The 14,240-nt window shown below is 29.5% G+C and carries 14 protein-coding genes; 4 read left to right on the forward strand and 10 right to left on the reverse strand.

The genetic code is table 11. The features are described from left to right. Positions 1–243: 243 nt before the first annotated feature. On the reverse strand, positions 244–480 hold the full coding sequence (locus KPL37_RS02040; RefSeq protein WP_216145643.1) for a TIGR04540 family protein: 237 nt from the start codon (positions 478–480) through the stop codon (positions 244–246). Positions 481–892: 412 nt separating this feature from the next. Here KPL37_RS02040 and KPL37_RS02045 point away from each other — a divergent pair, with 412 nt between their 5' ends. Continuing rightward, positions 893–1,516, forward strand: coding sequence for a DUF47 domain-containing protein (locus KPL37_RS02045; protein WP_216145645.1), 624 nt, complete (start codon positions 893–895; stop codon positions 1,514–1,516). Further along, complete coding sequence (locus KPL37_RS02050; protein WP_216145647.1) at positions 1,509–2,507, forward strand: inorganic phosphate transporter; 999 nt, start codon at positions 1,509–1,511, stop codon at positions 2,505–2,507. Before KPL37_RS02045 ends, KPL37_RS02050 begins: the two co-directional genes overlap by 8 nt. A 157-nt stretch (positions 2,508–2,664) precedes the next feature. Here the strand turns inward: KPL37_RS02050 and deoD are convergent, their stop codons facing one another. Next, the gene (gene deoD / locus KPL37_RS02055) at positions 2,665–3,375 is read right to left on the reverse strand and encodes a purine-nucleoside phosphorylase (RefSeq protein WP_484793062.1); all 711 of its coding nucleotides are present in this window, start codon (positions 3,373–3,375) and stop codon (positions 2,665–2,667) included. Positions 3,376–3,762: 387 nt separating this feature from the next. Here deoD and nudC point away from each other — a divergent pair, with 387 nt between their 5' ends. Both nudC and KPL37_RS02065 read left to right on the forward strand, forming a co-directional pair. Next, positions 3,763–4,590, forward strand: coding sequence for an NAD(+) diphosphatase (nudC, locus tag KPL37_RS02060; protein WP_216145651.1), 828 nt, complete (start codon positions 3,763–3,765; stop codon positions 4,588–4,590). Positions 4,591–4,648: 58 nt separating this feature from the next. Then, positions 4,649–5,824 carry a DUF4317 family protein gene (locus KPL37_RS02065; protein WP_216145652.1) on the forward strand — a complete coding sequence of 392 codons (1,176 nt, stop codon included), beginning with the start codon at positions 4,649–4,651 and terminating at the stop codon, positions 5,822–5,824. Between the two features lie 73 nt (positions 5,825–5,897). On the opposite strand, the gene KPL37_RS02070 is transcribed toward KPL37_RS02065, so the two are convergent. The 8 genes from KPL37_RS02070 to KPL37_RS02105 all read right to left on the reverse strand — a co-directional run bounded on the left by KPL37_RS02070 (position 5,898) and on the right by KPL37_RS02105 (position 14,123). Beyond that, the gene (locus KPL37_RS02070; protein WP_216145654.1) at positions 5,898–6,263 is read right to left on the reverse strand and encodes a hypothetical protein; all 366 of its coding nucleotides are present in this window, start codon (positions 6,261–6,263) and stop codon (positions 5,898–5,900) included. Between the two features lie 126 nt (positions 6,264–6,389). Then, positions 6,390–7,121, reverse strand: a complete 732-nt coding sequence (locus KPL37_RS02075; protein WP_216145656.1) for a TIGR03915 family putative DNA repair protein — start codon at positions 7,119–7,121, stop codon at positions 6,390–6,392. Further along, entirely contained in the window at positions 7,114–8,376 is a 1,263-nt protein-coding gene (locus KPL37_RS02080) for a putative DNA modification/repair radical SAM protein (protein ID WP_216145657.1), read from the reverse strand. The genes KPL37_RS02075 and KPL37_RS02080 overlap by 8 nt, the downstream gene beginning before the upstream one ends. 90 nt (positions 8,377–8,466) lie before the next feature. Then, positions 8,467–8,670 (reverse strand): hypothetical protein, encoded by a 204-nt coding sequence (locus KPL37_RS02085; protein WP_216145659.1) that lies wholly within the window; start codon positions 8,668–8,670, stop codon positions 8,467–8,469. 158 nt (positions 8,671–8,828) lie between these two features. Beyond that, on the reverse strand, positions 8,829–10,307 hold the full coding sequence (spoIVA, locus tag KPL37_RS02090; protein ID WP_216145661.1) for a stage IV sporulation protein A: 1,479 nt from the start codon (positions 10,305–10,307) through the stop codon (positions 8,829–8,831). A gap of 168 nt (positions 10,308–10,475) precedes the next feature. Next, entirely contained in the window at positions 10,476–11,468 is a 993-nt protein-coding gene (locus KPL37_RS02095) for an NAD(P)H-dependent glycerol-3-phosphate dehydrogenase (RefSeq protein WP_216145664.1), read from the reverse strand. 1 nt (position 11,469) lies between these two features. Continuing rightward, positions 11,470–12,786, reverse strand: coding sequence for a ribosome biogenesis GTPase Der (gene der / locus KPL37_RS02100; protein ID WP_216145667.1), 1,317 nt, complete (start codon positions 12,784–12,786; stop codon positions 11,470–11,472). Next, a complete protein-coding gene (locus tag KPL37_RS02105; RefSeq protein WP_216145671.1) occupies positions 12,786–14,123 on the reverse strand; it encodes a DUF512 domain-containing protein in 1,338 nt (445 codons plus the stop codon). The genes der and KPL37_RS02105 overlap by 1 nt, the downstream gene beginning before the upstream one ends. Positions 14,124–14,240: the final 117 nt, after the last annotated feature.

Consider the following 14,240-nt stretch of genomic DNA (forward strand, 5'->3'; position numbering starts at 1 on the left):
TAAATAAATAGAGCTAATGATTAAAATATCAAGACACAAATAGCAGACTAAAAGCCTGCACACTTGATGTCTTTTTAAAATCAAATAGCCCTAAACGAATTTTATCATTTATTTTTATTCAACATACCAATTCTTGCTATTTAAACATTTTGTCTTAATACATTATATGATTTAAGTAAGATATATACAAGTTGTTTGTTATTCTATCATACATAGCTTATTTCTTTTATAGAATCATAAAAATTAATTTTCTTTTTCAGATAATACTTTCTTAATGATATCTACTCTAGAGGCACCTAGTATATTCGAAATTTTTATAGGAATATTACCATCTTTATAAAGTCTATCCCCATTGGCATTAGCTAATATAATTATTTTTTCTTTTAGCTTATTATATTCCATAACATCATCTAAATAAAAATCTACTAGATCTTTTAAACATGTTCCAAGTTCTTTTGGGTTCTTATAAGTTTTTCTCATATTTTACTCCTTATTGATTTATAATTAATTTTTTTAATAATATGTAAGTTAAATCCTAAACTCGACTAAAATTATATCACAGATTTTTATTATAATCTTATATTAATGATAAAATATTTAGTTTAAATTTATATAGGGTTACTTCATTTAGCGAAGATACTCTAAAATAATTATTTTATTTTCCTTAATATAGAATTTATAGAAAAATAGTTTAAAGTAAAAAATTTCATTATATTCCTTAATATTACACGCTACGTTAAGTTATGTTAAATATGTTAATACAATATTGTACTTTGTTAAGTAATATCATATAATTAGGCTTGTACGATTTAAAATATATCTTATTTTTAAGTTCAGTAGTACAAATCTTTGTTTGAAACATGTTTTTTATTTATCGAAGGAGGAACAATATATGTTTAATTTTAAACCACAAGACAATTTATTTTTTGAGCTTTTCTCGAAGGGAGCTCAAATATTCAATAGTTCCGCAAAAGAGCTGAAATTGTTAATGAATGAACTCGATAATCCTAATGAAAGATTAAAGAAACTAGTAAATCTTGAGCATGAAGGCGACCTTGTAACCCATGAATTAATTGAATATACTAAGAAAATGTTTATAACTCCATTAGACAGAGAAGATATATTTAATATAACAAAAGGAATAGACAATATTACTGATAGTATAGAGTCAACAGCCCATTTGTTCTATATGTATAACGTGACATCGGCTACTCCAGAGGCTATTGAACTTGTTGATAAACTTACGGTTGTTTCGTCAGCCCTTGTTAAGGTAATTTTAGAATTAAAATCTCTTCGCAAAAGCACTATCTTAGTGGATAAAATCATCGATATAAACACCTTGGAAAATGAAGCTGATTTGATTTATAGAAAAGCGATGAGAAAACTATTTGAAAATCCCCAAGATATTTTGTTCGTAATGAAATGGAAAGATCTATACCATTATCTAGAAGATAGCATTGATGCTTGTGAAACACTTGCAAATGAAATTCGAGGAGTTGGTATGAAATATGCTTAGTTCTTCAATTATATTATTTGTAATAATTTTAGCTCTTGTCTTTGATTTTATAAATGGATTTCACGATACGGCTAATTCTATTGCTACAGTAATTGGGACTAAAGTACTTACTCCTATGCAAGCATTAGGAATGGCTGCAGTGCTGAATTTTGTCGGTGCTATGTTACATACAGAAGTTGCAAAAACTATAGGAACAGGGATAATAAACGAAGGCATAGCTACTCCACAGATTGTAGCTATAGCTTTAGTCGGCGCTATTATTTGGAACCTACTAACTTGGTATTTCGCTATTCCTAGTTCTTCTTCCCATGCACTTATTGGTGGACTTTTAGGTGCATCTATTACTACTCATAAACTAGATTTTTCTGTAGTTAATTGGAAAGGATTTTTTGATAAAATCATAATTCCACTTATATCGTCACCAATAATAGGACTTGTATTTGGATTTTTATTTATGTTCATTCTTACTTGGTTATTCCATAAAGCAACTCATAAAAAAGTTAATGGTGTGTTTAAAAAATTACAAATTTGTTCTGCAGCTTTAATGGCATATAGCCATGGTTCTAATGATGCTCAAAAATCTATGGGTGTTATAACTATGGCGCTAATTGCTGGAGGATTTTTAAATGCAACTAACTTTGCCATACCATTGTGGGTAAAAATTGCGTGTGCATTATCAATGGCATGTGGTACAATGATCGGTGGTTGGAAAATAATCAAAACGATGGGTGTTAATATGATAAAGCTAGAACCGATTGATGGATTTGCAGCTGAAACTGCAGCTGCACTTACTATTCAAGCAGCGACTGCATTAGGTGCTCCTGTTAGTACAACTCATGTAATAACTAGTGCAATAATGGGTGTAGGGTCTTGTAAGAGGCTTTCTGCCGTTAGATGGAGCCTTGCAAGAACTATACTTGTTGCCTGGGTTTTAACTATTCCGTGTAGTGCCCTTATATCTTCGTTAATTGCTCTTGTATTTTATAGATAACTCAATGCATTTAAATAAATTTCATATCGTAGAATTAAAACTTTTAATGCATATATAATGAAGACTTCTATTAATGAAGTCTCCATTAATAAAACTTCTTTAAAAATCCCCAATAATTTTATATTGAGGATTTTTTTATTATTTAATTTATTTAATATTATTCTGCCATCTCCAAAGCTATTTCTATCATATGTGTAAACGACTGTTGTCTTTCTTTAGATGTAGTTAACTCATGAGTTACTAAATTGTCTGATACTGTTAATAAACAAGCTGCTTTCTTATTTAATACCTTTGCATTACTAAATAAAGCAAAAGATTCCATTTCTACGCAAGTACAACCGTACTTTTCATAAATATCCTTATAAGTATCAATGTTTTTACTATAAAACACATCCGAAGAATGGACTTTTTCTTTATGCACCATGATTCCTAAAGCATCGGCAATTTTTTCTAACTTATTATTAAGTAAAGAAGATGCGCCAATAGTATCTTTATCATATCCACTTTGAACTTTTGCATACGTAGATTCACTCCAAGCCTCAGTACATAATACTACATCATATAACTTTAGATCAGTAGTGTAGGCACCACAAGAACCAATACGGATAATATTATCTACATCATAAAAATCAAAGAGCTCATACGAGTAGATACCTATGCTTGGCATACCCATACCACTAGCCATTACAGAAATTTTACGACCTTTATATGTACCAGTATATCCAAATATATTTCGTACAGTGTTAAATTTACAAACATTTTCTAAAAAAGTTTCTGCAATAAATTTTGCACGTAATGGATCCCCCGGCATTAATACTGTTTTTGCAATAATTCCTTTTTCTTTTACTTCAATATGTGGTGTAGGTATCATATTGAACCTCCTTATAATTGATTTCTAGTTTTAAGTAGCAAAAATAATAATTATAATATAGTTTAATTATACCAAATAATATTATAAAAAGAAGGTTATAGGGTATATATATTTTTTCTATTTCGTATTTATATTAGCGAGTATTTATTTATTATTGGTTTACATTTTAGGATTAGTTTACATAATTATAAATATGTAAACTAACTATTAGCTAAAGATAATATTTGTCTTTACCATTCATATATGCTCTATTTATATATTATTATTATTTTTTACAATATTTTCTTTTAAATATCAAAACATATATATATATGATATAATTACGTGATATTTATATGAATAATAAATAACATACGTATTAAATAGATTGGAGATATGATACTAATGTTTAACAATGGAAAAAGTACAAATTATATTCCTGGAGTAGTTGCAATTTTACCCAAAACAAATATGGATTTATATTTTCTGTTTTGCAATAATAAATTACTAGTAAAACTAGAAAATAATATAGCAATTATACCGACTTTTAGTGAATTAAAAAAATTAGAAATAGATAAGCTTCAATATCTTGGTTCTGTAAACGGTAAGAATTGTTACTGTGGAGAAATAAATGAAGACTTGGTTATTCCAAATTTCATGATATGTATGAATCTTAAAGATTTAACTCACAAGCTACCAGAAGATATATTTTGGATTTGTGGTAGGGCAGTTCAAGTTGTAAATTGGAAAAATGATCATGTATATTGTGGGAGATGTGGTACATTAACTCAAACGGTGGATGGAGAAAGGGCTAAAAAATGCCACAAATGTGGACTTTCAAATTACCCTAGAATATCACCAGCAATAATTGTAGCGGTTGTGCGTGAAGATAAATTACTTCTTGCTCATAACCTTCAATTTCCTAATGACCTATATAGTGTAGTTTCTGGATTTGTAGAGGTTGGAGAAACTTTGGAGGAATGTGTTATTCGTGAGGTACAAGAAGAAACAGGCATTACTGTAAAAAACATTAAATATTTTGGAAATCAACCTTGGCCTTTCCCGAATTCCATAATGATCGGATTTATAGCTGAATATGCAAGTGGAGAAATACAAGTGGATGGAGAAGAAATAGGCCATGCTAACTGGTATAGTTCAAGTGAGATGCCTATAACACCCGACAGTATAAGTATAGCTAAAAAATTAATTGATTGGTTTGTGGAAAATTATTAATTAATCAAACCACGTGGCATAATTTTAATATAAAATAACAACGAAAAGAGGGTTAATAATGAATAAAAAAGAGCTTTCAGACATAAGAAAAGAATTTAAATTGGATAATGGTATGATAAAAATAGAAGAAATTTATAGCGTTTATCTAAAAAAAGATAATGTACAAATTGATTTTGAACCTGTTATTCATTCAGAGTTTGATTACTTCGATAGAATGGATGTTGATAAAAAAGAGTTATTTATTGGAAATTTCAAGAAAGTGCTCACTGGTGCGCTTGATACTAAAATATTTGAATTAGATTTCCAACATGTTGAAGATGAAGATAACACTCAGAAGTTTTTAACCAGCGCTTTGAAATCAAAAACCAAAGATGAAATAGAGAATTATATTAATAAAATCATTAATAAAATTGCCGCTAATTATAGATATGAAACAGATGTTGTTGTTACATTTATAAAAGCTGAGTACTATATAGGGTCAAGCCATAAACATAATGATGTAGATGAAAGTATCAATGATTCAATGAAAGCTTTTAATTTTATTTTATCAAGTGTAAATAAAATAGACATTCCCAAAAGAACCCTAAAATTTGATTATACTGATAAAGAATTTAAAGCAAATTCAGTTTTAGATTCAGTTATTAATCTCAATGCTCCACTAGAGGGGTTTATGTTCCCTAGCCTTAGTAATGGTTATTCAGATTTCAATAAGTGTGTGTATTATGCTTCAAAGCCTAAGGAATTAAATACATATTTTATAGAAAATGTTCTTAACTGTGGTTTCAAATTTACTGCTGAAGATGAAAAAAATTGTTTTGGGGATATTTTAAAATCTATAATTGGGGATAAAATAAAACCAGAACTTATGCAAGATATCTATGCTAATATACATGAATTAGCAGAGCAAGCAAACGACGGTGAAACACCAATCCTTGGAGTTACAGATGTAAAAAATATTCTTAGTAATTGCGGTGCAGATATTATATCTGATATAGAAACGGCATTTGAAGAGACTTGTGGTAGCACTTATGATTTTAAAATAAATAATATAGTACCAGAATTCAATTCTAAATCAATTAAGATTACTAGTGAAATAGCAAATATCACTTTAACTCCGAAGGATCTTAACTCTATTAAACAGGTAAGAAACAAGGATGGTAGAAGATGTCTACTTATTGAGATTGAGGATGATATAGTTATAGAAGGTTTTAAATTAGAAACTGAAGAATTATAAAAAAAAATAAGTCTTATAATTAAGACTTATTTTTTACTTCTTATGCATTTAAATTAGCTAATAATTATATAAATTACATATCTCTAGGGTCTATATCTTCAATCTTTTTTTTGTTACCTCTAATATACCATGTAGTTTCTCCCTTTTCTACACTATACACTTTTCCTATTATTTTTGCTTTAGACATAACTCCTGAAAGTGAACCTACAAATGAGGGTGTATTCAATTGCACTTTCTTGATCTTTTTTCCAGTATCTATGTCTTTAACCGTAGGTTCGTCAGGAATACAATTGTGTATCTCCTTACTAGTTTTTGCCGTTTCCTTACTAATAGCTCCTAAGTCTTCTAATGTTTTGTAAATTGTTTCCATCATCTTTTTTCTTTTTTCCATACTTATAATAGGACTTTCAACCTGTATGTATTCTTCAGTTTTCTTCATAATAATCGTTCCTTTCTTTAACTAACAATAATTTAGTAAATATACTCATGTCTATTATATCACGATTTTATACATTTTAAAAAGAATCAATAAAATATAAGAAAAATGCCCTGATATTTCCAAGCATTATTTCATCTCAATTAGATTATTCCAATACTTTTTAGGCATGTTTTGCATTTGCAAACTTTCATTCTTTCTTTCTTTTATTGAAACACTTTTATGGAATACCTTCCATAATTTTTGATAAAATAACTCTTCCTCTTCATGACTCTCTAATTTCTCAAAATTCAGTTCTCTAAGTATCCATTCATTATTCTCATAAACTATACCAAATTTTCTCTTAACATCATGTATTATCCATTTTTCATTGGCAAGTCTTTCTTTAAAATGATTCGCAATCAGTTCTGAAATATTATATGTTGGTTCTATTGCCGCATATAATATACCTTTAAATTCTTGAAATCTAACTAGTCCTAAAAATCTGTGAGCTTCCGCCCCTACTTTTCTAGAATATTTTTGTACCTCATCCACAAATTCATTTAACAAATAATCATTAAGCTTACTTCCCATTTTGAATCCTAATTGTATATATTTAAGTAATTTTAATTCTATGCCTTGGGCCTCAGATAAAAATGATTGATACACATGAATTAATGCTTCTGTTGATATTTTCTGGGCTATAGCTTTTGATACTTTATTGGATTTAACTAAATCACTTGTTATGATATTATCCTCAAATAATATATTAAATGTATACCTATCTTCCCTCTCTATACAATCAGGTATTTTATTATAATAACAATTATATATAACGGATAAGAATCCATCAAAGGTAGAATCATAAATATATCTAAGCAAATAAATCACCCCTTAGATTAAACAAGCTTATTTGTTGTGGATTATCAAAACTTTCTGGATCTAATAGATGATTTTTAAGAATCACTCTCTCCATACTCTTGTCCCCATAAAATTTACCACTACAAGTTATAAAGAACCTAGCTCTTTTAAGTACTACTCCTAGTTTTTTTAAGTTATCATATGAAAGATTACAAAGTCTCCTTGCTCTTACAATTCTTAAGGCAGATTTCACTCCTAGTCCAGGTACTCTAAGAAGCGTCTCATATGATGCGTTATTTACCTCAACTGGAAATTTGTTTAAATTATTCAAAGCCCAAAATGCTTTAGGATCTAAATCAGTGTCAAAGTTAGGGTTTAGATCATCTAATAATTCATTAGCTTTAAATCCATAGTGCCTTAAAAGCCAATCTGCCTGATACATTCTATGTTCTTTAAGCAGTGGTGGCGTTGTTTGAATCGCTGGTAGATTTACATGCTCCATCACTGGCACATAAGCAGAATAATACACTCTCTTAAGGCCAAAAGTGTTATATAACCCTTCTGTAAGTCTAATGACGCTCAAATCGCTTTCATTAGTTGCTCCAACCATTATCTGCGTACTTTGGCCACCTGGTGTAAATTTAGGGGCTTTAAAACCTTTCTTCCTATATTCATTAGATTCTATTATACTATGTTTAATAAGACCCATAGGTTTTAAAATGTCCGCTTTGTTTTTTTGTGGTGCTAATAGTTTCAAGCTTTTCTCAGAAGGCAATTCGATATTCACACTCATCCTATCGGCATATAGTCCTGCCTCATAAATAAGTTTTGGATCAGCTCCAGGAATAGCTTTTACATGAATGTAACCATTAAATTTGTAAACTAATCGTAATTCTTTTATTATTTTCACTAAATTTTCCATAGTGTAATCTGGACTTCTTTCTACACCAGAACTAAGGAATAATCCTTCAATATAATTTCTTCTGTAAAAATTTATAGTCAAATCTACTATTTCTTTTGGTGTGAAGCTCGTCCTTTCTAATTCGTTACTAGAACGATTAATACAGTATTTACAATCATATATACATTTATTACTGTACAAGATCTTAAGTAATGAAATACATCTACCATCTTGTGACCATGAATGACATATTCCAGAGGTTGCGGCATTCCCTATTCCATCTTTTGTATTTTTCCTATTAGAACCACTTGAAGAACAAGAAGCATCATACTTTGCTGAATTCGATAATATCTCAAGTTTTCTCATTACGTCCATTTTATCACCTCACAAACGTTTGTTCTTATTTTATCATGTTTTATTCTAAATTAAAAGAGTTATTTGATGGAATTTTAACTTTCATATGTACTATAATAGTTTTATTAAATACAATCCATCATCCAAAACACTTTGTTCACAACTAAACTTAACCCCCGCGTCAATTAATTCGAAGCATACGTCTCTTGTACTGTTTATATCAAATAAACATTTTCCTTTTTCATCTAATGCTTTTGTTGCATCTTCATGTATTCCTTCTCTAATCAAACTTTCTTTAACTTCTCCATTTAACATTTCTAAACCTCCGATTAAATAATGATTTATTATTTTATTGTAACCTAAATTCATAGTGAATATATATTAATTATATCTAAATAAGTTTTTTTAATAGAGTATAATATTAAAAGCCTGCAGCATTAAGGCTACAAGCTTTTAATATATTCTAAATTAATTTATAAGATAATGCATATTAAGCTACCATTACCCTCATTTATAATTCTTTGTAACGTCTTTTGAATTTTAACTTGAACATCATCAGGCATTTTAAATAATTTATTTTGAAGACCCTCTTTAACTAATACTTCTAGTGACTTGCCAAACATATTACTCTGCCAAATTTGTGATTTATCATTTTCAAATTGATCTAAAATTGATTTATAGAAATCTTCACTTTGCTTTTCAGTACCCATAATAGGCGATATTTCTGTTTGTATATCTGCCTTAATAAAATGAAGTGAGGGTGCTGATGCCTTTAATTTAACTCCATATCTGCCACCATGTTGCACAATTTCAGGTTCTTCTAACGTCATTTCTGAAAGCTGCGGTGCTACTAAACCATAACCTTTTTCACGAACATCTTTTAATGCACCTGCAATTTTATCATATTCAACTTTTGCTCTTGAAAACTCTCCCATCAGTTTTAATAAATCATTTTCACCTTTAATTTCACAATTACAGGTTTCACCGAGTATTTTATAAAATAGTTCATGTTTAGGAATTATTTTAACTCTAGCAGTACCTTCTCCCATATTTACTTCATCAAGATTTGCCGACTCTAAAAAATCAACTTCCTTAAAACCTAGTAAAGATTTAGTTATATCGCGAACTTTAAAAATATCCTTGCACATATCTTGCAAAACTTTCATGAAGTTAACTTTAACCCAATGTTTAGAACTTAGATTTTCTATCCATTCTGGCATATCTATGTTAATTTCTTTAACTGGGAATTCTTTAAGAACCCTTTGAAATATATTAGAGATATCCTCTTCATTCATATTTATAACATCCATAACTTGAACTGGAACATCATACTTCTCTTCTAATTCTCTTGCTAAAGCTGATGTTTCAGGAGCAGCTGCATTACTAGAGTTTAACACCATTATGAAAGGTTTATTGATTGATTTAAGTTCATCTACTACCCTTCCTTCAGCCTCTAAGTATTCGTTTCTTTCTATTCCAGTGATAGATCCATCAGTTGTAATTAAAAGTCCAATAGTTGAATGTTCATTAATTACTTTTTTTGTTCCAATTTCTGCGGCTTCTTCAAATGGGATTTCATGGTCGTACCAAGGCGTATTAACCATTTTAGGTACTTCACCTTCTGCGTATCCAAGGGCTCCTTTTACAATATAACCAACACAATCAACCATTCTAACTTTAAACTTTGTACCACCTTCAAATTCAATTTCTACTGCTTCGTTTGGCACAAATTTAGGTTCAGTAGTATGAATTGATTTACCTGAGCCACTTTGAGGAAGTTCATCTTTTGCCCTTTCTTTCTTATGTGGATTGTCTATGTTTGGAATTACCATAAGCTCCATAAATCTCTTTATAAAAGTTGATTTTCCAGTTCTTACAGGCCCCACAACACCTACATAAATATCTCCTTGTGTTCTCTCCGCTATATCTTTATATATATCAAAATTATCCAATATATGCCTCCCAATACTTATTATTATCAATATAAATATACTTTAGAGTTCATCAAATTATTACTACTGATTAAAAAAATATAAAAAAAATCCGATTTTCATTAATTTCTTAATGAAAATCAGATCTTTTATATTTCTATGTGACTTACATTTAGTAACTTGATATAATTAAAACTCACTTTTTTTATCTCTTGACATTAATTCATATACTCCATATTTAGGATCTTTACCTTCAAATAAAACTTTGTATAACACATCTGTTATAGGCATAGATACTTTTTCTTTTTCCTTAAGTTCATAAAAAGCTCTTATAGCTTTTATACCCTCAACTACCATGCCTATATCATTGCAAGCCTTCTCCACTAGAACACCTTTCCCAATTAGAATACCAGCTTTTCTATTTCGACTATGCATGCTAGTACAAGTTACTATAAGATCTCCCATACCTGTTAATCCATAAAACGTTTCAATTTTGCCACCAAGCCTAGTTCCTATTCTTATTATTTCATTCATTCCCCTTGTCATTAGTGCAGCCTTAGCATTATCACCATAGCCTATACCATCAGATATTCCTGCAGCTAATGCAATTATGTTTTTAACTGCTCCACCAATTTCTACTCCTATAATATCTTCATTAGTGTAAACTCTAAATTTACTAGTCATAAAAACATCTTGAACAATCATTGCATATTCCATTTGTTTAGATGTGGCTACTACTGTTGTAGGTATATCTAAAGCAACCTCTTCTGCATGGCTAGGACCTGAAAGTATCACAATTGGATTGCTTGGTATTTCTTCTTCTATAACCTGTGAAATTCTTTTTAATGAACCCTCTTCTATTCCTTTAGCAATACTAACAATAATTTGGTTCGGTTTTAAATATGGTGATATCATCTTACTTATATTTCTTATAACATGTGAAGGCACTGATAACACAATTAAATCACAATTATTTATAACTTTTTCTATGTCAATATATGCTGTTACTCCTGCTGGGATTATAATACTTGGTAAATATTTAATGTTTTCTCTTTTTATGTTAATATCATTGATAACACTGAGCTTTCTATCCCATATGTTAACACTAGTTCCTTTTTTCGCAAGCATTATGGATAATGCAGTACCAAAACTACCTCCGCCTATAAAAGCAACTTTTGACATTTTATTCTTTCCTTTCTCTGAATATAAGCTTTATGCCTGTTCCACTAAACTCAAAACTATTTCTCAATTGGTTTTCCAAATATCTTTGATATGAAAAATGTAATAAATTAGCGTTATTTACAAAGAATACAAATGTTGGTGGTTTAGAGTCTACTTGAGTAACATAAAATATTTTAAGTCTCTTATTTGCTACCGTTGGAGGTTCATTCATAAGTACAGCTTTGTTTATAACTTCATTTAATATACCTGTACCAATTCTCTTTGAATAATTATCATAACATTCTTTTATTGATGATAATACCTTATGTACTCTTTGACCTGTTTTGGCAGATATAAATAAATATGGTGCATATGCCATAAAGTTTAAGCCCGCTTGAATTCTCTGTTTAAACTCAAGCATAGTTTTAGTATCTTTTTCTATCAAATCCCATTTATTTACTATAACTAAAATTGCTTTTTTCATTTCATGAGCATAGCCTATAATCTTCTCATCTTGATCACTTAATTCTTCAGTAGCAGTTATCATAAGTATAACAACATCAGCTCTCTCAACAGCAGCGAGTGACCTAATAACACTATATCTTTCAATACCCTCTTCTACTTTACTTTTTCTTCTTATTCCTGCAGTATCTATAAGAACAAACTTTCCTTCTTCAGTTTCTAATTTACTATCGATAGCATCTCTTGTAGTACCTGCTATATCAGTTACTATATTTCTTTCTTCTCCAAGCATTCTATTTATGAGTGATGATTTACCAACATTTGGTTTACCTACCACTGCAACTTGAATATACTCTGCATCTTCTGTATTTGAATAAACACTATCAAAATGTACAACTACATCATCTAACATATCTCCAAGTCCTAAACCTTGAGTTGCTGAAATAGCTACTGGTGTTCCTATTCCCAAATTATAAAATTCAAAAGCATTTGCTTCTAATTCTAAATGATCTATTTTATTTACTACAAGTACTATTGGCTTTTTACTTTTTCTTAACATTTGTGCAACTTCATAATCCGAACCTGTAAGTCCTTGTTTACCATCTACTATAAAAATTATAACATCTGCAGTTTCTATAGCTATTTGTGCCTGTCTTCTCATTTGAGCTAAAATGATATCTTGACTTTCAACTTCTATACCACCTGTATCAATTATTGTAAAATTGTGTCTTAACCAATCTGCATCAGCATACACTCGGTCTCTTGTTACCCCTGGTGTATCTTCAACTATTGATATTCTCTTACCTGCTAATTTATTAAATAATGTAGATTTACCTACATTGGGTCTTCCTACTATTGCTACTATTGGTTTTGCCATTACTTTGCCTCCCGACTATTTTGGTTTATTATATTTATTAAATCTTCTCCTGAATAATCACATATTAAAACTTTTGTACTTAAGCTTTTTTCTAAATCGCTCACTGTAATATTATCCAAGAAAATTTGTTGTTCATTACTTCCTAGTTCATATCCGCTTTTGAACATATTACTAGGAAGTATTAAATATTCACCGAGTTTTTCACCTGTCAGTTGCTGGATTATGTCATTTCCTGTTAAAAGACCTGCTACTGTAATAGTTTCGCCAAAAAAAACATTTAGTATTTGTTTTACATCAATATTTATTTTATTATTACATGCAGTTATTTTCTCAGCTACCTTTAATATTTCTGCATAAGCTGAATAACCTGTTACAAATGTAAAACTTCCTTCATTATTAAGATTTAGTTTTTCTATATCTTTGTCAATAACGCTTCTAAGTAGTCTTATCATACCAATTCCATCTTCAAGTTGAGAATAACCATCATAGAACTTCTCGCAAGGAACATCAATGTTTGCTACAACATAGAATTCATCAGACAATCTAATAAAAGGTGAATCTATTTCTCTAATATACTTCTCTTGTAATTCTTTAACACTCTCTATTTCATCTGTGGCAGTCTTTTTATCATACAATGTTAAATTAAACAGTCCTTCTCTATACTTTGTTACTCCAACTGGTACAACCGCTAGATTTTCAATGCTCGGATAAAGCATATACAAATCTTCGATAGTTTTTATAAGTTCTACACCATTGTTGATGCCAGGACATGCGACCACTTGACAATTAATTTTTATACCGCCCTGAGCCATTCTTTTTAACCTATCATACACGTTTCCTGCAAACTTGTTATTTAACATTTTCTTTCTAATCTCAACATTTGTAGTATGAACTGAAACATTAATAGGGCTTATCTTATACCTTATAATTCTATCAATGTCCTCTTCACTCATATTGGTAAGTGTTAAAAAATTGCCTTGAAAAAATGATAATCTTGAATCATCATCTTTGAAATATAAAGTATCTCTCATTCCGTCAGGCAATTGATCAATAAAACAGAATATACAATTATTATGACAGCTCTTTGGTTTATCCAAAATGGCATCAACAAATTGGATTCCTAAATCTTCATCATAGTCTTTTTCAAATTCAATTTCAATAATCTCGCCATCTACTTTTTCAATTTCAATGACAAGAAGTTCATCTGTAATTAAAAATTTGTAATCTATAATGTCTATTACCTTATTGCCATTTATACTAATTAATCTATCTCCTACTTCAAGCTCAATTTCTTCTGCAATGCTCCCTGGAAGTATCTTAGCTATTTGGTTTTTCATTTTAACCTCCTGTTTTACAATAACCTTTTAAATAAAAAGGTTTTATGAGGAATTAGAATTACTATATTAAGACCAAATATGTTCTTAATATAATAAGAAATTAGTTATACAATAAAT

It is taken from the genome of Clostridium frigoris (assembly GCF_018861865.1).
Classification (GTDB): Bacteria; Bacillota; Clostridia; order Clostridiales; family Clostridiaceae; genus Clostridium_AD; species Clostridium_AD frigoris.

Excerpts from the sequence above, each read along its gene's own strand:
- KPL37_RS02040 (WP_216145643.1), bottom strand. The coding sequence starts at position 480 with ATGAGAAAAACTTATAAGAACCCAAAAGAACTTGGAACATGTTTAAAA.
- KPL37_RS02045 (WP_216145645.1), top strand. The coding sequence starts at position 893 with ATGTTTAATTTTAAACCACAAGACAATTTATTTTTTGAGCTTTTCTCG.
- KPL37_RS02050 (WP_216145647.1), top strand. The coding sequence starts at position 1,509 with ATGCTTAGTTCTTCAATTATATTATTTGTAATAATTTTAGCTCTTGTC.
- nudC (WP_216145651.1), top strand. The coding sequence starts at position 3,763 with ATGTTTAACAATGGAAAAAGTACAAATTATATTCCTGGAGTAGTTGCA.
- KPL37_RS02065 (WP_216145652.1), top strand. The coding sequence starts at position 4,649 with ATGAATAAAAAAGAGCTTTCAGACATAAGAAAAGAATTTAAATTGGAT.
- KPL37_RS02070 (WP_216145654.1), bottom strand. The coding sequence starts at position 6,263 with ATGAAGAAAACTGAAGAATACATACAGGTTGAAAGTCCTATTATAAGT.
- KPL37_RS02080 (WP_216145657.1), bottom strand. The coding sequence starts at position 8,376 with ATGGACGTAATGAGAAAACTTGAGATATTATCGAATTCAGCAAAGTAT.
- KPL37_RS02085 (WP_216145659.1), bottom strand. The coding sequence starts at position 8,670 with ATGTTAAATGGAGAAGTTAAAGAAAGTTTGATTAGAGAAGGAATACAT.
- KPL37_RS02095 (WP_216145664.1), bottom strand. The coding sequence starts at position 11,468 with ATGTCAAAAGTTGCTTTTATAGGCGGAGGTAGTTTTGGTACTGCATTA.
- der (WP_216145667.1), bottom strand. The coding sequence starts at position 12,786 with ATGGCAAAACCAATAGTAGCAATAGTAGGAAGACCCAATGTAGGTAAA.
- KPL37_RS02105 (WP_216145671.1), bottom strand. The coding sequence starts at position 14,123 with ATGAAAAACCAAATAGCTAAGATACTTCCAGGGAGCATTGCAGAAGAA.